Source organism: Halomonas zincidurans B6 (assembly GCF_000731955.1).
Lineage (GTDB): Bacteria > Pseudomonadota > Gammaproteobacteria > Pseudomonadales > Halomonadaceae > Modicisalibacter > Modicisalibacter zincidurans.
This window is the reverse complement of sequence record NZ_JNCK01000001.1, coordinates 2628115-2648900: the sequence shown is the minus strand read 5'-3', so window position 1 is coordinate 2648900 and position 20786 is coordinate 2628115. Positions and strand designations below refer to the sequence as shown.

Here is a 20786-nt window from a genome sequence, read left to right as displayed (position 1 = left end):
GCCGCAACGATTCAGTCAAGTCGCAATACAGGAACGAAGGCCCCCATGCTAACGAGACAGACCTTACTTCCCGGCCGGCACGTCTGGCAGTTGGCCCTGCTGATGGTCGTGGCGACGCTGCTGTCGGGCTGCGGCATCAACAACATTCCCACCTACGACGAGCAGGTCAAGTCAGCCTGGTCGCAGGTCGAGAACCAGTACCAGCGCCGCGCCGATCTGGTGCCCAACCTGGTCGAGACGGTCAAGGGCTTCGCCGCCCAGGAGCAGGAGACGCTGACCGCGGTGGTCGAGGCGCGCTCCAAGGCGACCTCCATCCAGATCGATGCCTCGTCGCTGGATGATCCGCAGAAATTGCAGCAGTTCCAGCAGGCCCAGAAGCAGCTGAGCGGCGCCCTGAGCCGGCTGATGGCGGTTTCCGAGCGCTATCCCGAACTCAAGTCCAACCAGAATTTCCTGGCCCTGCAGTCTCAGCTGGAAGGCACCGAGAATCGCATCGCCGTGGCGCGTCGCGATTTCATTCAGGCGGTCGAGCGCTACAACACCGAGATTCGCACCTTCCCGGGGCGCCTGTGGCGAAGCCTGCTCTACAGCGACATGCCGCTGCGCGAGAACTTCGAAGCGACCAGCGACAATGCCGACCAGGCCCCACAAGTGGAGTTTTGATGATCAACTGCCTACGCGTAGCGCTGTTTGCGTTGCTGCTGACCCCGGCGCTGGGCGCCCAGGCCCAGCAGCAGCTCGAATTCCCCGAGCTGACCGGCAGGGTGGTGGACCAGGCCGAACTGCTGGACGACTCGCTCGAAACGCAGCTGAGTGAAAAGCTCAAGGCCCATGAGGAAGCGACCACCGAACAGCTGGTGGTGGCCACGATCAGCGACCTGCAGGGACGCTCGATCGAGGAGTACGGCTACCAACTGGGACGCCAATGGGGAATCGGCCAGGTCGACGAGGACAACGGCGCGCTGCTGATCGTCGCGCCCAACGCGCGGAAAGTGCGCATCGAGGTCGGTTATGGGCTGGAAGGCCGGCTGACCGATGCGCAATCCTCGGCGATCATCAATCGGGTCATCACCCCGGCCTTTCGTGAAGGTGATTACGCCGGCGGCATCACCCAGGGCGTCGAGGCGATGATTCAGGTGCTGGGCGGCGACCCGTTGGCCTCCAGCTCGGCCGATGGCGCGCGTAGCGACGATCCCCGTGGGCCCGCTTCGATCTTCTTCTTCATCATGCTGGTGATCGTCATGGCGCTGGTGCGCAGTGGTGGGGGCGGCGGTCGTGGCGGCCGCCGGCGCGGGCGCTCGGGGCTGCTGGCCGGGGCATTGCTGGGTGGCGCTCTGGGCCATGGCGGCTCGGGCGGCGGCGGCGGCGGCTTCGGCGGCGGCGGTGGCGGCTTCGGCGGCGGCGGCGCCTCCGGTGGCTGGTAAGACCGGCCGTGTTTATCGGCGCGCGATGCGTCACCTCAGGATTCGGAGCAGGCAGTCCATGGCATTATTGAGCGAAAGCGAGCAGCAGCAGGTGGCCGAGGCAATCAATCGGGTCGAGCGCGAGACCGACGCCGAACTGGTCACCGTGCTCGCTTCCCGGGCGGACGACTACGCCTATATCCCCTTGTTGTGGGCCGGCATTCTCGCCCTCGTGATTCCCGGCGCGATCAATTACTTCCCCGGTTGGCTGAACGCCTATCAGCTGCTGTTGGTGCAATGGGCAAGTTTCGTCGCGCTGGGGCTGATCTTTCGCCTGCCACGCATCACCACTCGGCTGATTCCACGTTCGGTGCGCCACTGGCGGGCCGCCAACCTGGCCCGGCGGCAATTCCTCGAGCAGAAACTGCACCACACCCACGGCGGAACGGGCATGCTGATCTTCGTGTCGGAGGCCGAACGCTACGTGGAGATCCTGGTCGATCGGGGCATCTCCAGTCGCCTGAGCGACGACACCTGGGAGTCGATCGTGACGACGTTCACCCGTGACGTGAAGGCCGGGCAGACGCTGAAAGGCTTCCTGGGTTGTATCGACGCTTGCGGCGAGCATCTCAAGCAGCACGTGCCGGCGACCCATACGCGCAATGAGTTGCCCAATCGTCTGGTGATTCTCGACTGATCCCTTGGCTGAACGGCAATCGAAGGCGCTTGAAATGGAGCGGGGCGCGACTCAGTCGCGCTCCGTTTTTGGTTGGCTAGTGCAACCCCTTTCGGTGCTCAGACGATGTGCAGGAGCATCTTCTCCATGCTCAGATTGTATGACCCCGGCGGCAACACCGCCTGGATCTCCAGGGCCTCGTCGCCCTGGTTGTTGTCGCTGGCAAGATCGATGACCGTTTCGGTGATGCTCTGCTTGTTCTCGTCGAGGGTTACCAGCACTCGTGGATGCAGGCGGTTGTCGGGATTGACCGAGAGCACCATGCCGACCATGCCGTTGCTCAGCTCGACGATCGAGCCGGGCGGGTAGATACCGATGCATTCGATGAAGCGAATCACCAGGGCGTCGTCATAATGGTCGCCGCGTGCCTTGTAGAGTATGCGCAGCGCCTCTGAAGGCGGCCGGGCCTTGCTGTAGGGGCGATCGCTGGTGATCGCGTCATAGGTGTCGACGATCGCGATGATTCGCGCGATCAGGCCGATTTCCTCGCTGCGCTTGCCGTAGGGGTAGCCGGTACCGTCGAGGCGCTCATGATGGTCGCGACTGGTGTTCTTGACGGCGAGCGGTATTCCCGGGTCGTCGACCAGCATCTGATAGCCCTGCAGGGCATGGGTGCGAATATGCGCGAATTCGGCGGCGGTCAGCTTGCCCGGCTTGTCGAGGATCGCGCGGTTGAGCTTCATCTTGCCGACATCGTGCAGCATGCCGGCCAGGCCGAGTTCCTCGATCTGCTTGCGGTCATAACCGAGATGGCGGCCGAAGATCATCGCCATCACCCCGACGTTGAGGCAGTGCTCGGCGGTATATTCGTTCTCGTTCTTGATCCGCGAAAGCCAGCTGAGCGCGCTGGGATTGGCCAGCACCGATTCGGCGAAGCGTCCCACGGTGTCCTTGACCTGGGGGATGTTGCGATGCCAAGTCTGCTCGTCGTGCATCATTCGCCGGAACATCTCGCGTGCCTCGGTGAAGGCCGGGCTGACGCGGCGCAGCTCCTCTTCGGCGGGGCGTTCGATGGGGTGCACGCGATACACCCGATATCTCGGATCGACAGCAGCCCCGGGACGTTCCAGGGGCATCGCCCGCTCGCGCAGCAGCGCCTGGACTTCCGGGGTCGAGCGCTGGGGATCGACGTAGACGCGCTGGCACAACTGACGCAGGCGCTCCAGCTCGTCGGCTTCGGTCAGACGCAGACCCTCGATGAGAAACGGCGTCTCGATCCAGGGACGGTCGAGATCGCTGACGTACATGCCTATCTGTAGGTGGTCGACCGAGATCGCGCACAGATGTTCGACGGATCGCTCGGACGCCTCGAGCTCCTGCATGGTCTTGCCTCATGCCGTATTGATCTATTTACAGTTATAGCAGAGGCGTCTGGTGGAGGTGGCCGCATCAGGCAAAGCGCGCTCGCCGGTATCCATGCCGGCGAGCGGCTTCATATCTGCTATAACACCGCAATGCCGGGACAGCGCTTGGCAAGGAAAATATCGGCCGAGCCGCGAATGACTTTAGCCGCCCCATCCGGAAAAATTTCTCGAAGGGGCTGCAAAGAAGGAGGTGCTGGCCGATAATCGGTCTAGGAGCCCGTCGGACTTGACACTGACCTACTGCGAATCCCGGCCTTTCGGCCAATTTCATCGATCCATTTCGTTAAATAGCGCGCTATTCGCCTCAATTGATCGATAAATTTGACTCGAAACCCGTGCTTCTCGTGACGATCGGCCAAGCCCGACAGACTCCTAGACGCAAGCGGTTTCGAGTGACACGCCACGACACCAGACACAATAATAGCAGCAGGGAACGAGAGACCATGCCATCCATCTTTCCTGGCGCCGCCTGGCGGCGTGGCACGCTAACCGTATTGGTTGCCGCGTGTATTGTCGTTGCCGGCTGGAGTTCGCCGTCGGCGGCCGGAAGCAACCCGCGCTATGCCGGTATCGTCGTCGACGTTGCCAGTGGCGAAATACTCTACGCCGATCGGGCCGACAAACCGCGTTACCCGGCGTCGTTGACCAAGATGATGACGCTCTACCTGCTGTTCGAAGCGATCGAACGTGGCGGCCTGAGTCTCGCTGATAGCCTGCCGGTGTCGGCACATGCCGCCGCTCAGCCGCCGACCAAGCTTTGGCTCGAGCCCGGCGAGCGGATCCCGGTGGAAACGGCGATCCTTGCCTTGATTGTACGCTCGGCCAACGACGTCGCCGCCGTCGTCGCCGAGGGGCTCGCCGGCAGCGAGCCGGCCTTCGCCCGCCAGATGACCGACAAGGCGCGTGCGCTGGGCATGCGCGATACGACCTTTCGCAACGCATCGGGACTGCCGGACGACGTTCAGGTCACCACCGCCCGTGACATGGCCCGGCTGGCGCTGCATCTGATGCAGGACTTTCCCGGCTACTACGATTATTTCGCCAGCACCCGCTTTTCCTATCGGGGCAAGCTCTACCGCGGCCACAATCGCGTACTGACCCGTTATCCGGGGGCGGATGGCCTCAAGACGGGCTTCATCAGCGCGTCGGGCTTCAATATCGCCACCTCGGCGGTGCGCGACGGGCGGCGTATCGTCTCGGTGGTGATGGGCGGCTTCACGGCCCGCTCCCGCGACGATCACGTCATCGACCTGCTCGATCGCGGCTTCGCCCGGGCCGCGCTGATGGACCGTGGCGACTGGGTCGCCAAGACGGCGATCTTCGACAACGAGCCCGCGGTGATTCGCCATCCGGCTCAGCCGGTTGGGGAGGATCCGATCGGTCAGTTGATCGCCGGGCTCGACAAGCAGGATGCGGGAGTCGTCGGCTGGGCCGTGCAGGTCGGCGCCTTCAGCGATTCCCGCCAGGCGCGGGCGCTGGCCAGCCGCGCGGCCGGTTACGTGGATGCCGCCGGGGCCACGCCGAGCGTCTCGGTGACCCCGACCGAGAATGGCCAGCCGCTGTTTCGAGCCCGGGTCATCGATCTCAAGGAAAGCCAGGCCCGGCAGAGCTGCCGCGATCTGCAACAGCAAGGTATGGATTGCGTGGTGGTCGCCGGTGTCGGCGGCTGAACCGGCCGCCATGGGCCGCGGTTATCGTGCGAGTCCGGCTTTTGCCGTTTGACGCTTCCCCAACGCCCCGCCGATGCGGGGCGTTGCCGAGCGCCGCCGGGCGATTCATCACACAGTGATCGCCAGCGTTGAATGACGCTCCTCCCGCTTCGGCGACGGCTGCTATTATCTATGTGTTCGGGCTGTCACTCATGTGTCATGTGGGCGTCACCCGGCAGCGGCATCATCTCGCCTAGGCTTTGTCCGAAAAGTGCCTGCGCTCGACCATGCGGCGTTAAAATTGGCTCAAAGTACTCATTTACAACCCGTAAACTCCGTCTTTTCGCCAATTTTTGCCTTGCCTGGCCATCGCTCGTCGACTTTTCAGACGAAACCTAGCCAGAACACAAGAAGCAAAAACACATCAGGAGATGAAGGTTCATGTCGATCAGTCGTCGTCGCTTCCTGCAGGGCTCACTGGCCGCGGGGGCCGCCGCTTCGTTCCCCGGTTTCTACATCAACAAGGCGCTGGCGCAGGAGCAGACCCTGCGGATCTATGCCTGGGCCGGCTATTTCAGCGATGAAATGCTCGCCGACTTCCGCGAGAAGAGCGGCATTAATGCCACCTTCACGCCCTATGGCACCAACGATGAGTTGATGAACTCGCTGCGCGCCACCGACGGCAGCGGCTTCGACGTGATCATGCCCACCGTCGATCGCGTGCCGGGTTATCTCGACTACAATCTCGTCCAGCCGCTCGATGAGTCGCGCATTCAGTGGCAGGGCTGCCTGGACAGCGCGCTGGAGGGCTCGGAGGTCGGCGGCGTGGTCGATGGCAAGCGCTACTTCGCACCCAGCGACTGGGGCACCGAAGCGATCGCCTTCGACCGTCGCTATGCGGCCGTCGATCCGGACAACCTGAGCTACGGCGACCTGTGGAATCCCGACAACGGCCAGGGCGTCACGGTGCGTAGCCACTCCGCGCTGGTGGGCATCGGCCTGTGGCTGCAGAGCCAGGGCAAGTTGCCGCGCCCGCTGCTCGAGTCGTATCAAAGCGAAGAGGCGATGCGCGCCAATTTCGAGGTGATTCTCGCCGAGGCGGTCAAGCACAAGGGCATGATCGCCCAGTTCTGGTCGACCGAGAACGAGGCCCAGGCGGCGTTTCGCACCAATGGCGCGGTGATCGGCCAGACCTGGGACAGCACCGCCTTCCGGTTGCAGAACGAGGGCATGGATATCGCCTACCGAGCGCCGAAGGAGGGCGCCCTGGCGTGGATGGAAGGCTTCGTGATTCCCAGCAACGCCCAGAACGTCGACGCGGTGTACGAATTGATCAACTGGTACTACACCCCCGAAGCCGGAGCGATGTTCGTCGAATCGACGGGCTACAATTCCACGGCGAAGGGCGCCGAGAAGCTGCTCCCCGAGGCCTCGCGCCAGTTCTTCGAGGCTTCCTACTCCAAGCAGGATCTTGCCAACCTGTGGTGGTGGCCGATTCAGGAGCCGTGGTACGTCGCGCTGCGCAACGAGTATCAGGACCGCTACCTCTCGGCCTGATTCGCGCCGGCAGGCAATCCAACGAACCGGTCGGTCAAGCCTCGGCCGGTTCGCTCGTGCAGGCGGCCCTTCGGCGGCCTCGGGTATCGACAATAATCGACAAGAAGAGCGTCTATGGACGGTAGCGTCACGCTGGAGCGGATAGTCATGCGCTTCGGCGATTTCACGGCCATCGAGCCGACGCGTCTGACCATCGAGTCCGGCGAATTCTTCAGCTTTCTCGGCCCTTCGGGGTGCGGCAAGACGACCCTGCTGAATATCGTCAGCGGCTTCTTGTCGCCAAGCGAAGGGCAGGTGTATATCGGCGGCGAGCCGATGGTCGGCGTGCCGGTCAATCAGCGGCCGACGGCGATGATCTTCCAGAACCTGGCGCTGTTCCCGCTGATGAGCGTCTATCAGAACATCGAGTTCGGGCTCGAGGTGCGCGGTGTCGGGCGTACGGCGCGGCGTCAGCGCTCGGACGAACTGCTCGAACTCGTGGCGCTCACCGGCAGCGGCGACAAGCCGATCGCGGCGCTGTCGGGCGGCCAGAAGCAGCGCGTGGCGATCGCCCGGGCGTTGGCGGTGGAACCGCGCGTGCTGTTGCTCGACGAACCGCTCTCGGCGCTCGACCTGAAACTGCGCCAGCACATGCGCAACGAGCTCAAGGCGATCCAGCGCAAGACCGGCATCACTTTCATCTATATCACCCACGACCAGGGCGAGGCGTTGGCCATGTCGGACCGGGTGGCGGTGATGTCGGCCGGGCGCATCCAGCAGGTAGCCGACCCCGAGACGCTCTACCACCGCCCGGAGACCGGCTTCGTGGCGGCTTTCGTGGGCGAGAACAACCGCCTGGCGGGAACGGTCGTCGACGTCGGCGAGACGCTGATCACCCTGGAGGTGGCGGGCCTCGGGCGGCTGGCCGGGCGCGCCGGCGGGCAGGCCGGGTTGGCCGTCGGCCAGCGCGCGGCGCTGTACGTGCGCCCCGAGCAGCTCGTGCTGCTCGACGAGATGGCGGCGGCAGACGCACCGGCCACGCTGGAGGCCGAGGTGGAGTCGGTCAACTTCGAAGGCGCCTGGCGCATGCTCGAGGCGCGACTCAGCGCGACCGGCGAACGGCTGCGCATCCTGCTGGGCCAGGGCGATGGCTCCCGGCAATCGCTGGCCCCCGGCGCGCGCGGACGCTTCGGCTACGACCCGCAGCAGGCGATCGTGCTGGCCGACGACGATTCGCCGCGACTCGACGCCGAGACCGGCGAGGTGGTGTCCGGACAGCCACGGGAGAGCGCCCATGCTGCGTCAGCTTAAGGCGCGCTTCGGCGGCCCGGTGGCCATGGCTATCGTCGGCCTGCTGTGCATCTGGCTGATCGCCATGGTGGTGCTGCCGCAACTGCAGATGATCGACTATTCGCTGCGTCCCAACCTGCTGCCGGACGAGGTGGGCGGGCCCCGGGATCACTGGAGCCTGACCAACTACGCCACGCTGTTCGACAACCGGATCCACCTGGCGATCTTCTTCAAGACGCTGTGGTCGAGCGTACTGGTGACCGTGCTGACGCTGCTGGTCAGCTACCCGATCGCCTATTATCTGGCCAAGATCGCCACCCCGGGACAGGCGGCGCTGTGTCTGTTGCTGCTGATCATCCCGTTCTGGATCAACGAGATCCTGCGCACGTTCTCGTGGTTCATCATCCTGGCGTTTCGCGGCCCGCTCAACGAGGTGCTGTTGACGCTGGGGCTGATCGAGCGGCCGGTGCGCTTTCTCAACGGCGATGCCGGCGTGCTGGTGGGCATGGTCTACGCCTATATCCTGTTCATGATCTTCCCGCTGTACAACGCCATCGAGAGCCTCGACGGCAACCAGGTGCGTGCCGCGCACGACCTGGGCGCCGGTACCGTTCGAACTCATTGGCGGATCGTCATCCCGCATGCCAAGCCGGGCATCGCCACCGGCTGCATCATGACCTTCATGCTGGCCGCGGGCAGCTACGCGGTGCCGGCGCTGTTGGGCTCGCCGGGCAGCCGCTGGTTCACGCAGATCATCTACAACTGGTTCTTCGAAGGCGGCGACTGGAACCAGGGCGCGGCCTATGCCTTCCTGCTGCTGGTGCTGTGCATCGGCTTCATGTCGCTGGTGATGCGTCTGTTCAAGGTGGGGCTGGCGGACATTGCGAAATAAGAGAGTCGTGGGATGAGTGCGCAACGTTTTTTGAACTGGGGGCTGCGCCTGTATATCGGCGCGTTCTTCATCTACCTGTTCCTGCCGCTGGTGATCATGGGCACGGCGACCTTCAACGACAGCCGCTTTCCGACCATCACGCCCTGGCGAGGGGCGACGCTCAAGTGGTTCGCCGAACTGGCCGCCGATGACGGCATGTGGGCGGCACTGGGCAACAGCCTGCTGGTGGCCGCCGGCGTGCTGTGCCTGGCGGTACCGATCGGGGTGGCCTGCGCGTTGTTCCTGACCACCGTGGAAAGCCGTGGCAAGCCGTTCGTCTATGGCCTGATCCTGTCGCCGCTGCTCACGCCCGGGGTGATCATCGGCATCTCGACGCTGATCTTCTGGCGCCAGTTCGACGTTGCCGGCGGTACGCTGCTCACGGTGCTGGGTCAGACCACCTTCATCTCGGCCTATGTGATGCTGATGGTCATGGCCCGCCTGCAGCGCTTCGACCGAACCCTGGAACGTGCCGCCCTGGACCTGGGCGCTTCGCCCTGGCAGGCGTTTCGTCGGGTATTGCTGCCGTTTCTCCGGCCGGCAATCCTGTCGGCGGCGGTGATCGCCTTCCTGCAATCCTTCGAGAACTACAACACCTCGCTGTTCGTGGTCGGTTACGACACCACCCTGACCGTGTATATTGCCTCCAAGGTGCGTACCGGTCTGACCCCGGCGGTCAACGCGCTGGGCTTGATCCTGATCGTGATTACCGTGGCGCTGGCGGTGATCTACGAGATCAAGCGCAGGCGTGAGGCCCGCGCTCGAACGCCGCTCGGCTGATACAGGCTCGATGCAAAGACGGCGACCGCGAGGAGTCGCCGCTCAGTGCTGTCGCGTTGCCGGGCCGTGGCGAGCCAAAGCCGCCGGGCTCAAGCCGGTTCGACGCCTTGATCGCGGCACGCATGAGGTAAGCCGATAAATCGCGTTAGCTATGCCTGCGATAGCCAAGTCTGGCACTCTGCAGTACATGAGTTGATTCCTGGACGAGGGCCGAGCTTGAAAAGCTGGAAACGTGAACCGGTGAAGCGCGTGCTGCAACTGTTCGGTGCCGGGATCAAGTCGATGCACAAGCGATTGCTGCTCGGATTGGCGCTGGGCTGGATCGCGATCGTGTTTGCCTTGCTGGTGTCGACCTGGTTCACCGGCCAGCGCCAGATTCGTGAAGTCAACGACAATCACCTGAAGTACGAAGCGACGCTTATCGCCGAGCGGGTCGAAAACGATCTGTCCTTGCGCCTGGATGCCTTGCAGCGCCTTGGCAGAACGCTCGATCCGTCGATGGTCGACAACCCCGCCTATCTGAACGCCAAGCTGGAACAGAACGTTTTGTTGGGCATGGTTGATACGTTGGTCGTTATCAATGCCCAGGGGCGAATCGTCAGCGGGTCGCCCTATCAACCGAAAATGTACGGCGTTGATGTCTCCGATCGTACGTATTTTCAGTTTCAACGCCAAGTGGGCAGGCCCTACGTCAGTGAACCTTTCATCAACCGGGTGACTCAGTCACCGGTGGTCATGCTTGCCGTACCCCTGCGCGATGGTGGAGGCGAGTTTATCGGCATGGTAGGCGGCGTAGTAAATATCCTTAACGGCAGTCTGTTCGATAGATTAAGGCGTATCCGGATTGGAGATGAAGGCTACGCTATCATTGCTACGGCTTCTGGCCGGATATTGGTCCATCCGAACAGCAGCTGGATTTTCAAGTCGGCCCCCTCGGCCGAGCAGAATCCGTGGCTCGACCTGGCGCTGTCCGGCTGGGAGGGCACCGCGCTGGGGCCTACCGCCAACGGCGACATCGCCTTGCAGGCCTATGAACAAGTGTGGCTGGCCAACTGGGTGGTCGGCGTCTTTTTGCCGCGTGACCAGGCTTATGCGCCACTCGAGTGGTTCGTGCGGCACCTGTGGCTGGTCGGGGGCGTCACGGTACTGGTCATGCTGGCGTTGCTGTGGTGGCTGCTCAATCAGGCCTTGAGGCCGCTGCAAAGCCTGGAGCGCCAGATCGAGGCCGTCGGCGAGGGGCATCGGGACTTCGTCGCCGTCGATACCCGCGCACTCGAGATTCAGCGGGTCGCCGATACCTTCAATCGCGTGGCGCAAAGTCGCCGCGACGCTGAGAGTCGGCTGCACGATCGCCAGGCCTTCCTCGACGCCGTGCTGGCGTCGTCGCCGGTGGGCATGTTCGTCTACGGCCTCGATGGCGAGATTCGCTACGTCAATCCGGCAATGGTGGAAATGACCGGGTACAGTCTGGAGCAGTTCCGCTCGCGTGGGCATGCCGAGCGCGCCCACCCCGACGACCGCGACGATGTCGCCGATCTGTGGCGCTCGAGCTTGAGTTCGGGGCGCGACTTCCAGCGCCAGTATCGCTACCTCAAGGCCAACGGCGAGGTGATCTGGGTCGAATCCCACGCCACGCTGGTGCGCATGGAGTCCGGGGCGCCGCTGGGCTTCGTCGGCACCCTCAAGGACATCACCGAGCACCAGCAGGTCGCCGCGCTGCAACGCTGGGAAGCCGAGCACGACCCGCTCACCGGGCTGCTCAACCGGCGCGGCTTCGAACGCCGACTCGACGAGGCGCTGGCCGATTGGCTCAAGGGGCGCGTCGTCGCGGCGCTGATCCTGTTCGATCTGGACCATTTCAAGCCGATCAACGACGAGGGCGGTCATGCGCTGGGCGACGAGATGCTCAAGATGATCGCCGACGCCATCGGCACCAAGGTGCGCAAGAGCGATTTCCTGGCCCGCTATGGCGGCGATGAGTTCGCGGTGTTGATGCCGGGTTGCGGCCTGGAACAGGCGCGCCAGACGGCCGAAGCGCTGCGCCGGGCGGTGGAGGCCCTGAGCGTCGAGCATGCGGGCAAGCGCTACAGCGTGACGCTCAGCCTGGGCGTGACCGACCTGCAGGACGATGATAGCGACAGCGATCACCCCATGCGCCGCGCCGACCAGGCGAGTTATCTCGCCAAGGAGCAGGGCCGGAACTGTATCGTGGTAACCGATACCTGAAAGCGGCGAGCCTGACCCGGATCAACCGCTCATTTCAGCTCGGTGAAGCTGATTGCTGATGTTCAAGGTTAAAGCGGAGTGCTAAATCCCTCCCGCCGATGGCAATGTTGCCAACGATCCGGAAAAAGCCTCTGAAGCTGGCCACAAGGGCGGCAAGAACAGCAATGGTGGCGGTCGCAACTCTTAAGTCGCAACAAATTCGCGACTCTTGATCTTGCCAACAGGCTTGGTGAAGCTCGAAGCAAGTCCGTGCACTGCCGGCAGCCTGCTGTCGGCAGTTTTTTCTCGGGACTCTCTCGGGACTCTCTCGAGACCCTCTCGAGACCCTCTCTCGAGTCACCGCCGAGACGACTCAACGGCTCAATACTGCAGGGCTTTGCTGATATAGCGCTCGCCCTGCATCATCTGGCGAATGGCGCTAGGCAGCTCGCCGGGGTCGCCCTTCAAGACATAGCCTTGGGCGCCGGCGGCCATGGCCTGCTCGGCATAGTGCCGCTCGCCATGGCCGGACAGGATGGCGCAGGGCAGTTGGGGATAGAGAGCCTTCACCGAACTGATGAGGTCGAGCCCGCTGACCCCGGGCAACGACAGGTCGATCAGCATGAGATCCGGCGAGGCCTGGGCGAGATTCTCCAGGGCCGCCTCGCCGGAGTCGGCAGTGGCGCAGACCTCCAGGTCCGCTTCCTGCGAAATGAACTCATTGAGCATTTTCTGCATGAGCACATGATCTTCGACGACGAAGATGCGTGCCGCGTTCTCTTTACCCATCGTTCAATCCCTTGAAATCCATGGCGACATTACCGAAATATCTCGCAAGGCTATTTCTCGCAAGGCTATTGAGAGGCCGCCTGCGAAGTCTCCTTTTCCGCTTCACGCTTCAGCGGTACTGTCACCAGTATAGAAGTACCCGTGCCGGGTGCCGCATCGATCTCCATGTGACCGCCGAGCAGGCGTAGCCGCTCGCGGATGCTGAACAGCCCGAACCCGGGATGCTCGTCCTGCTGCGCCTCCATGACCGCGAGATCGAAACCGTCTCCCGAGTCGCTGACGCGAATGACTACCTGCGCGTTCGTCTGGTCGAGTTCGACCCGCGCCTGGTCCACGTTGGCGTGCTTCTTCACATTGAAGAGCAGTTCCCTGACGACCTGGAAAAGCAGCACGCGCATGTCTTCGTCGAGGATGTCCGGTGGCTGAAGAGCAGACACCTCCACATCGAGGCCGTGCAGTTGCTTCATCTGCCGTTTCAGCCACCCCAGGGCGTCGACGAGGCCTTCCCTCTTGAGAATGGGCGGGCTGAGATCCACGGTCACCTGGCGGGTCGTTTCAATGGCCTGGACCACCCACGCCTGCGTGCCGGCGAGGAGTTCTTGCAAGTCCCCATTGTCCTGCGTCTTGAGCTTGTCCTGAGCCATGCGCAGTCTCATCTGCAGGCCATAGAGCAGCTGCTGCAGGTCGTCATGAAGCACCTGGGAAACCCGCCGACGCTCCTCCTGCTCGGCCATGGTCAGTCTCGATGCCAGGTCGCGAACCTGCTGCGTGCGTTCCTGGACACGCGCCTCGAGGGTCTCGTTGATATCCTTGAGCGCCTGCTCGGCGAGCTTCTGCTCGTTGGTATCGCTCATCATGCCGACCCAGCCGCGAATCGTCCCGTCGGCTGCGCACAGGGCGCCTGCCCTGACCTCGGTCCAGCGATACTCCCGGCTGGGGGCATGATAAAGGCGGAACTCGTTATGCAGCGGTGCGACGGTCTCGACGGCTTGCCGCCATGTCGCCTGTGCCTGATCGCGGTCGCCGGGTTCGATGGCCTGGGCCCAGCCCCAGCCTTTCAACTGCTCGTAGGTCTGGCCCGTGTAGCTTCGCCAGGAGGGCGAGTCCTCGACCGCGGCGCCCTCGGCATCGGTGGTCCAGATGATCTGTGCCGAGGTATCGACGAGCACGCGAAAGCGCTCTTCGCTGGCGCGCAGATTTTCCTCGAAGCGCTTGCGATCGGTGATGTCGATGAAGGTGATCACCACCCCATCGATGCGGTCGTCGACGTTGCGGTAGGGCCGCACCCGGGTCAGGTACCAATGATCCTCGTGGTCCCTTACCTCCTACTCGACCGGGGTGAGCTGGTCGAGTACCGATTGGGCGTCGGCGGTCAGGCCGTCGTAGCCCAGGCGATGGGTCAGGTCCGACAGCGGCCGGCCGCGATCGGCCATGCGAATGTTGAACAGCGCGCCGACCTGGGGCGTGAAGCGCAGGATGCGCAGCTCGCGGTCGAGGAAGATCGTGGCGATGTCGGTGGCCGTCAGCAGGTTCTGCAGATCGCTGGAAAGCTGGCTGAGTTCCTCGACCTTGTGGCGGTTTTCCTGATTGACCGTGGCGAGCTCCTCGTTCATCGACTGAAGCTCCTCCTTGGAAGTCTCGAGCTCTTCCATCGTCGAGCGCAGTTCCTCGTTGGCCGACTGCAGCTCTTCGTTGGCCGCCTTCATCTCCTCCTGCCCGGTCTCGTATTCCTCGATCACCGCTTGCAGACGCTGCTCGTTGAGATCCAGCTCCGCCTCGAGTTCCCGCGAGGAGGCTTCGCTCTGGGCGTCGAAGGTACGCGCGGGCGTCGCATGGTTGTCCGTGCGTTCCTCGAAGATCACCAAAATCAGGCCCTGGTCTTCGCGTGACTCGGCGGGGCGCACGTGCATGATGACGTTGCGTTGCTCGCCCTCCAGACGCACCGCAATCGGCTTCGAGCGAACCGCCTGGCTCTCCTTGTCGGCGGCTACCAGGGCGGCGCGCAGGTCTAGGCGCAGCTCATCGCGCAGCAGTTTGAAGACGTTCGAGGTCGGTTCCCCGCCGGGGTGCACCAGAAAGCGCCCGGCATGCTCGGAGAAATGCACCACCTTGTGATCGGCATTGATCAGGATGCTCGGCGGCGCATAGCGCTCGACCATCCTCTGGTGCAGCGCACCGTAGGTTTGCAGCGCGCGTGGATTCGCTTCCGCTGGTTCCTCGTCCTGGGGCCGTCTTCGGCTCTGGGCCAGCGGAAACACCGGCAGGTGAAGGCCATGGGTGGGTACGTTGCGCTTGCGGTACAAGCACAACTGCTTGTTCTCGACGTGAAACAGGTCGGAGCGATCGGCGGTCTCCGAGGTGCCCAGCACGAGGTAGCTGTCGGGGTTCAACGCATAGTGAAAGACCTCGATCACATCCTGCTGAACGTCACGCTGCAGGTAGATCAGCACATTGCGGCAGGCGATCAGGTCGAGTCTGGAAAACGGCGGGTCGCCGAGCAGGTTGTGCGGGGCGAAGACCACCAGCTCGCGCACCTCCCGACGAATCCGGAATCCACCGTTCTCCTTGACGAAAAAGCGGCGAATGCGTTCGGCGGAGACATCGATCTCGATATCTCCCGAATACAACCCATCGCGCGCGGTCTTCAAAGAATGATCGTGCAGGTCGGAGGCAAAGACCTGCAGCTGTGGCGGGCTTGCGTGGCGCGATGCCGCCTCCAGCAACAGCATGGCCAGTGAATAGGCCTCCTCGCCGGTCGCGCACCCCACCGACCAGATGCGGATCTGATCCTCGTGGCCCTTGTCGGCGAACAGCTGCGGAATGACATCCTTCTCCAGCGCTTCGAAGACCTCTCGATCGCGAAAGAAGTTGGTCACGGTGATCAGGAATTCGTCGGCCAGTGCGCGGGTTTCCTCGGGCTGTTCGCGCAGCATGTCGAGGTATTGGCCGAGATCCTCGATGTGGTGAAGCTGCATGCGCCGCTGGATACGGCGCATCACCGTGGAGCGCTTGTAGCGAGTGAAGTCACGCCCGCAGCGTGCGCGGACCTGGGCGAAAATCTTCTGCTGGATGGCGCGCTGGGCTTCGTCCGGGTCTTCGCCCCCCTTGGGTAGCACGATTCGCGGCTGCGTCCTGGCATAACGGATGATCTCCCCGGCGATCTGGTCCAAGGGCAGGACCCGATCGACGAGCCGGGTGGAGAGCGCGCTCTGCGGCATGCCGTCGAACTCCGCCTCGCGGGGGTCCTGAACCACTGTCAGGCCGCCGTGCGCCTTGATCTCCTTGATGCCCAGCGTGCCGTCCGAGCCCGTGCCGGTGAGAATCACCCCCACGGAATCGCCATCGAAGGTATTGGCGAGCGTGCGGAAGAAGTGATCGATGGGCGCTCGCTCGCGGCGCTTGTCCTCGAGTTGCGAGAGCCGCAGGTGGGTGTCGACGGTATTGAGGTTGCGCCCCGGCGGGATCACGTAGACGTGATCCGCCAGCAGGGGCACGGTCTCCGTGACCTGCTGAACGGGCAGCTTCGAGTGCGGTTGCAGCAGATCGGCCAGATGGCTCTTGTGCTCGGGAGACAGATGCATGACGACGACATAGGCCAGTCCCGATTGCTCGGTGACGTTCGAGAAGAACCGCTTGAGCGCCGCGAGACCGCCGGCCGAGGCGCCGATCCCCACGACCGTAGTGGGATTGCGACCGTCCGCTTCACTCTCGCTGGTAGGCTGCTGATCTTCGTTCATGCGCGCTCCAATCCTTGCTCATCGCCCGGGCCAGCGTGGCCTGAAATAGCTCCCATCGTCGAGTATTCTGGCTCATCGTGCCAGAAGCAAAGTATGAAAGAATATAAACTTAACTTTTTATAAGTTATGTGCAGTTATATGCTCGAGCCATTTAAGCTGGTTTCAGGATATCCGCATCGGGCGAGAAGAAATGAACCGCTGCGTTTCATGATGCTAAGCCCTTGATATAAGCTTGAGTCTTGTGCTCAACCACAATGACGAGACCGCCCACAGGCGGCCAGGGAACCGCAGGGGAGCCGTGCCATGGAGATCATCGACAACGTCAGTCAGCTGCTCGGCGACGACTTGAAGGACACCCTGCGGCCCGGTGCGCGACTCAAGGTTGCTGCCTCCTGCTTTTCGATCTACGCCTACGAGGCGCTCAAGGATGAATTGGAGGCGCTGGAGTCGATCGAGTTCATCTTCACCTCACCCACCTTCGTGCCGGACCAGGCGAGCGACAAGTTTCGCAAGGAGCACCGCGAGTTCCACATCCCCAAGGCGGAGCGTGAGCGCAGTGTCCACGGCAGCGAATTCGAGATTCAGCTCAAGAACAAGCTGACCCAGCGGGCCATCGCCCGCGAATGCGCCGATTGGATGCGTCGCAAGGCCCGCTTCCGCTCCAACCGGGGCCAGGCCGCCATGCAGCCCTTTGCCGGCGTCGCGGCCCCAGGCGGCGATACGGTCTATATGCCGCTGCAGGGCTTCACGGCGATGGATCTGGGTTACCAGCAGGGCAACGCGGTCTCCAACTTCGTCACTCGCTTCAGCGAGCCAGCCCACACGTCTCAGTTCATGGCTCTCTTCGATCAGCTGTGGCAGGACGAGGAGAAGCTCGGGGACGTCACCGAACGGCTGCGCGAGCATATCGCTTCGGTCTACCGGGAAAACCCACCGGAGCGGATCTACTTCCTGATGCTCTACCACATCTTCCATGAGTTCCTGGAAGACTTAAGCGAGGACGTGCTGCCCAACGACCGCACCGGCTACCAGGACAGCGTCATCTGGCAGAAGCTGTTCAACTTCCAGCGCGACGCGGCCACTGGTGTTATCAACAAGCTGGAGACCTACAACGGCTGCATCCTGGCCGACAGCGTGGGGCTCGGGAAGACCTTCACCGCCTTGGCGGTCATCAAGTACTACGAGCTGCGCAACCGCTCCGTGTTGGTGCTGTGCCCCAAGAAGCTCGCCGACAACTGGCTGACCTACAACCGCAACCTGACCACCAACGTGCTGGCCCAGGACCGCCTGAATTACGATGTGCTCTGTCATACCGACCTGCAGCGCACCCGCGGGGAATCCTTCGGCATGCCGCTGGATCGCGTCAACTGGGGCAACTACGATCTGGTGGTGATCGACGAGTCGCACAACTTTCGCAACAACGACGTCTACAAGGATCGCGAGACGCGCTACCAGAAACTGATGAATCAGGTCATCCGTGCCGGGGTGAAGACCAAGGTGCTTATGCTCTCGGCCACTCCGGTCAACAACCGCTTCACTGATCTGAAGAACCAGCTGGCCTTGGCCTATGAAGGCGAGGCCGAGAACCTGACTCGCCACCTGAGCGGTGCCAAGGATATCGAGGGCATCTTCCGCCGCGCTCAGGCCACCTTCAACGAGTGGTCGGCGCTCCCGCCGGGGAAGCGCACCACGGGCGCCATCCTGCAGGCGCTGGATTTCGACTTCTTCGAGCTGTTGGACAGCGTCACCATCGCCCGCTCACGCCGGCATATCGAAACCTTCTACGACACCAGCGATATCGGCAGCTTCCCGGAGCGCCGCAGGCCGCTCTCGTTTCACTGCCCGCTCACTCACCGACCCGGCGTGATCGGCTTCAACGAGATCTTCCAGCAGCTCTCCCAGCTCAAGCTCTCCGTCTACGCCCCGATCAGCTACATCTTGCCCAGCCGCCTCAAGAAGTACGAGGAGATGTACGACACCGAAGTGTCCAGTGGAGGCGGTAGCTTCAAGCAGGTGGACCGAGAGAAGAGCCTGCAGGCCCTGATGACGACCAACCTGCTCAAGCGCCTGGAGAGCTCGGTGGCGGCGTTTCGCCTGACCCTGGAGGGGTTGCAGAATAGCTACCAGATCATTCTGGATAAGATTGCGGCCTTCAAACAGACCGGCCGTTCGGAGAGCTTCGCGGACATCACCGCGTCCTTCGAAGACGCCGACCCCGATGACGACAGCATCCCCATGCCGGGCGATACCACGGTGGGCAAGAAGATCCAGATCAGCCTGGAGGACATGGATCTGCCGTCCTGGGAGCATGACCTGAGCACCGACCTGGTGTGGGTCGAGCTGCTGCTGGAGGAAATGGCCAAGGTCACCCCGGCCGACGATGCCAAGCTGCAGCACCTCAAGACCCAGATCGCCAGCAAGCTGGCCTCGCCGATTAATCCGGGCAACCGCAAGGTGCTGATCTTCACCGCCTTCGCGGATACCGCCAAGTACCTCTACGACAATCTGGCGCCTGTATTGCTGGAGAGCCAGGGTGTGCACACCGGCCTGGTTACCGGCAGCGACGCCCCGAAATCGACGATTGGGGCCATGCCCAATAGTCGCCAGCACTACGACTTCCAGGGCCTGCTGACGCTGTTCGCCCCGCAGGCCAAGAGCAAGGCCGTGGTGTACCCCAATGAACCCCGCGAGCTGGACATCCTGATCGGGACCGACTGCATCTCGGAAGGCCAGAACCTGCAGGACTGCGACACTCTGATCAACTACGACATCCACTGGAACCCGGTGCGCATCATCCAGCGCTTCGGGCGCATCGACCGCATCGGCTCGCCCAACGCCAGCATCCAGCTGGTCAACTACTGGCCGGACATCAGCCTGGACGAGTACATCAACCTCAAGGAGCGCGTCGAGAACCGCATGGTGATCGCCGACGTCACCGCCACCGGGGACGACAACGTGCTCAACGCCCAATCCAACGACGTCGCCTACCGTCGCGAGCAGCTGCGTCGCCTGCAGGATGAAGTGGTGGAGATGGAGGACCTCAAGTCCGGCGTGTCGATCACTGACCTGGGCCTGAACGAGTTTCGCATGGACCTGCTGGGCTACATGAAGGAGAACGGCGACCTGAGCCATATTCCCAACGGGCTGCATACCGTCGTGCCGGCTCGCCCAGAGAAAGGCCTGCAGCCTGGGGCCATCTTCACCCTGCGCAATCTCAATCAGCGGGTAGGTCACCAAGGAAGCGGCCTACAGCAGCAGAACCGCCTGCACCCCTTCTACCTGGTCTACATCAGCCACACCGGCGAGGTGATCAGCGACTACACCGAGGTCAAGCGCCTGCTCGACCTGGCACGCACTGCATGCAAGGGGGTGAGCGATCCCGTCGAAGCCGTCTATCGCCCCTTCAACGAGGAAACCCAGGACGGCAGGGAGATGCACGCCTATTCGGCGCTACTGGATGAAGCCATCCGCTCGATGATCGAGGTGAAGGAAGACAAGGACATCGACAGCCTGTTCAGCGGCGGCGAAACCACGGCGCTGGTCGATACCATCGCAGGTCTCGACGACTTCGAGCTGATCACCTTCATCGTCATTCGTGAGGCGGGCTCGGCCATAAACATAGACACGAGCACGGAGCGCCATGCGGCCAGCGGGGAAAGCGAGAAAGAAGCATGACGGCACCGCTCTACCAGTACCCTGCCAAGACGTTGCTCGGCCGTGTGGTCGCCAAGCAGCGCATCCTGGCGCATGTGCGAGCCACCGCCAAGCTCAGGGAGCACCTGCGGGACGACGTCGCCCAGATCACCTGGCATGCCAAGCTGGCTCATAGCACGCTCAACCTGCCAGGTACCCAAGAGGTGCCGGAACTGCAGGTCTTCGTGATCACCCTCAAGGGCGATGACCTGCACCGAGACGTGCTGCGGGCCATCGACCGCGCCATTCCCTTTCCGATCCTGTTCGAGCTATACGGCACCCACGGCATCCGTGTCACCGCCGCCTACAAGCGGCCCAGCCAGGCCGACCCCAGCAAATGGGTGCATGATGACCACTACGCCAGCAGCGACTGGCTGCCAGTCGAGACGCCCCGGCAGCCGCTGCCCACGGCCATCGACCTGAAGCAGCTCTACCAGCAGCTGCTGCGCAGCCTGCTTCCTGAACCGGCACGTCAAGGCGAAGCCTTGCCGGATCAGCTGGAACGCCTGAGGGCCCTGGAAGCCCTCAAGAAGGATGCCGCCACCCTTGAGAAGCGCCTGTACCGCGAGAAACAGTTCAACCGTAAGGTCGAGATCAACGCCGAACTGCGCTCGATACGCGAGAAAATTGCTGCCTATGACATCTGAATACGACCGCAGGAGTCTGGAGACAC

At 63.0% G+C, this 20786-nt stretch carries 14 protein-coding genes and 1 pseudogene; 12 read left to right on the top strand and 3 right to left on the bottom strand.

Annotation, left to right across the window (positions count from 1 at the left end; all coding sequences use genetic code 11):
- The first annotated feature begins 45 nt into the window (after positions 1–45).
- Genes HALZIN_RS0112360 through HALZIN_RS0112350 form a run of 3 tightly spaced genes read left to right on the top strand, consistent with a single transcriptional unit; the run spans position 46 to position 2100 of the window.
- A complete protein-coding gene (locus tag HALZIN_RS0112360; protein ID WP_031384516.1) occupies positions 46–663 on the top strand; it encodes a LemA family protein in 618 nt (205 codons plus the stop codon).
- A complete protein-coding gene (locus HALZIN_RS0112355) occupies positions 663–1424 on the top strand; it encodes a TPM domain-containing protein (RefSeq protein WP_031384515.1) in 762 nt (253 codons plus the stop codon). Before HALZIN_RS0112360 ends, HALZIN_RS0112355 begins: the two co-directional genes overlap by 1 nt.
- 58 nt (positions 1425–1482) lie before the next feature.
- Positions 1483–2100, top strand: a complete 618-nt coding sequence (locus tag HALZIN_RS0112350; RefSeq protein ID WP_031384514.1) for a TPM domain-containing protein — start codon at positions 1483–1485, stop codon at positions 2098–2100.
- Positions 2101–2198: 98 nt separating this feature from the next.
- Here the strand turns inward: HALZIN_RS0112350 and HALZIN_RS0112345 are convergent, their stop codons facing one another.
- Positions 2199–3461 carry a cyclic di-GMP phosphodiesterase gene (locus HALZIN_RS0112345; protein ID WP_035575353.1) on the bottom strand — a complete coding sequence of 421 codons (1263 nt, stop codon included), beginning with the start codon at positions 3459–3461 and terminating at the stop codon, positions 2199–2201.
- Positions 3462–3946: 485 nt separating this feature from the next.
- On the opposite strand from HALZIN_RS0112345, the gene HALZIN_RS0112340 reads away from it, so the two are divergent.
- The 7 genes from HALZIN_RS0112340 (at position 3947) to HALZIN_RS17585 (ending at position 12102) form a co-directional block, all read left to right on the top strand.
- Entirely contained in the window at positions 3947–5173 is a 1227-nt protein-coding gene (locus tag HALZIN_RS0112340; protein WP_084173572.1) for a D-alanyl-D-alanine carboxypeptidase, read from the top strand.
- Positions 5174–5593: 420 nt separating this feature from the next.
- The gene (locus HALZIN_RS0112335) at positions 5594–6709 is read left to right on the top strand and encodes an extracellular solute-binding protein (RefSeq protein ID WP_031384511.1); all 1116 of its coding nucleotides are present in this window, start codon (positions 5594–5596) and stop codon (positions 6707–6709) included.
- Between the two features lie 114 nt (positions 6710–6823).
- Positions 6824–7999, top strand: a complete 1176-nt coding sequence (locus HALZIN_RS0112330; RefSeq protein ID WP_035575352.1) for an ABC transporter ATP-binding protein — start codon at positions 6824–6826, stop codon at positions 7997–7999.
- Entirely contained in the window at positions 7983–8870 is an 888-nt protein-coding gene (locus HALZIN_RS0112325) for an ABC transporter permease (protein WP_031384509.1), read from the top strand. The genes HALZIN_RS0112330 and HALZIN_RS0112325 overlap by 17 nt, the downstream gene beginning before the upstream one ends.
- Positions 8871–8882: 12 nt before the next feature.
- Positions 8883–9689 (top strand): ABC transporter permease, encoded by an 807-nt coding sequence (locus HALZIN_RS0112320; RefSeq protein ID WP_031384508.1) that lies wholly within the window; start codon positions 8883–8885, stop codon positions 9687–9689.
- A 216-nt stretch (positions 9690–9905) separates the two neighbouring features.
- Positions 9906–11915: a sensor domain-containing diguanylate cyclase gene (locus tag HALZIN_RS0112315; RefSeq protein WP_051907509.1), complete on the top strand. Its 2010-nt coding sequence runs from the start codon at positions 9906–9908 to the stop codon at positions 11913–11915.
- Positions 11916–12000: 85 nt separating this feature from the next.
- Positions 12001–12102 (top strand): KGG domain-containing protein, encoded by a 102-nt coding sequence (locus HALZIN_RS17585; RefSeq protein WP_084173706.1) that lies wholly within the window; start codon positions 12001–12003, stop codon positions 12100–12102.
- Positions 12103–12275: 173 nt separating this feature from the next.
- Here the strand turns inward: HALZIN_RS17585 and HALZIN_RS0112310 are convergent, their stop codons facing one another.
- Complete coding sequence (locus HALZIN_RS0112310; RefSeq protein ID WP_051907508.1) at positions 12276–12683, bottom strand: response regulator; 408 nt, start codon at positions 12681–12683, stop codon at positions 12276–12278.
- Positions 12684–12748: 65 nt separating this feature from the next.
- Positions 12749–16420: pseudogene (locus tag HALZIN_RS16910) on the bottom strand (chemotaxis protein CheB).
- 303 nt (positions 16421–16723) lie between these two features.
- On the opposite strand from HALZIN_RS16910, the gene HALZIN_RS0112300 reads away from it, so the two are divergent.
- Both HALZIN_RS0112300 and HALZIN_RS0112295 read left to right on the top strand, forming a co-directional pair.
- Positions 16724–20095 carry a helicase-related protein gene (locus HALZIN_RS0112300; protein WP_084173570.1) on the top strand — a complete coding sequence of 1124 codons (3372 nt, stop codon included), beginning with the start codon at positions 16724–16726 and terminating at the stop codon, positions 20093–20095.
- On the top strand, positions 20092–20760 hold the full coding sequence (locus HALZIN_RS0112295) for a DUF4391 domain-containing protein (RefSeq protein ID WP_031384504.1): 669 nt from the start codon (positions 20092–20094) through the stop codon (positions 20758–20760). Before HALZIN_RS0112300 ends, HALZIN_RS0112295 begins: the two co-directional genes overlap by 4 nt.
- Positions 20761–20786 lie beyond the last annotated feature (26 nt).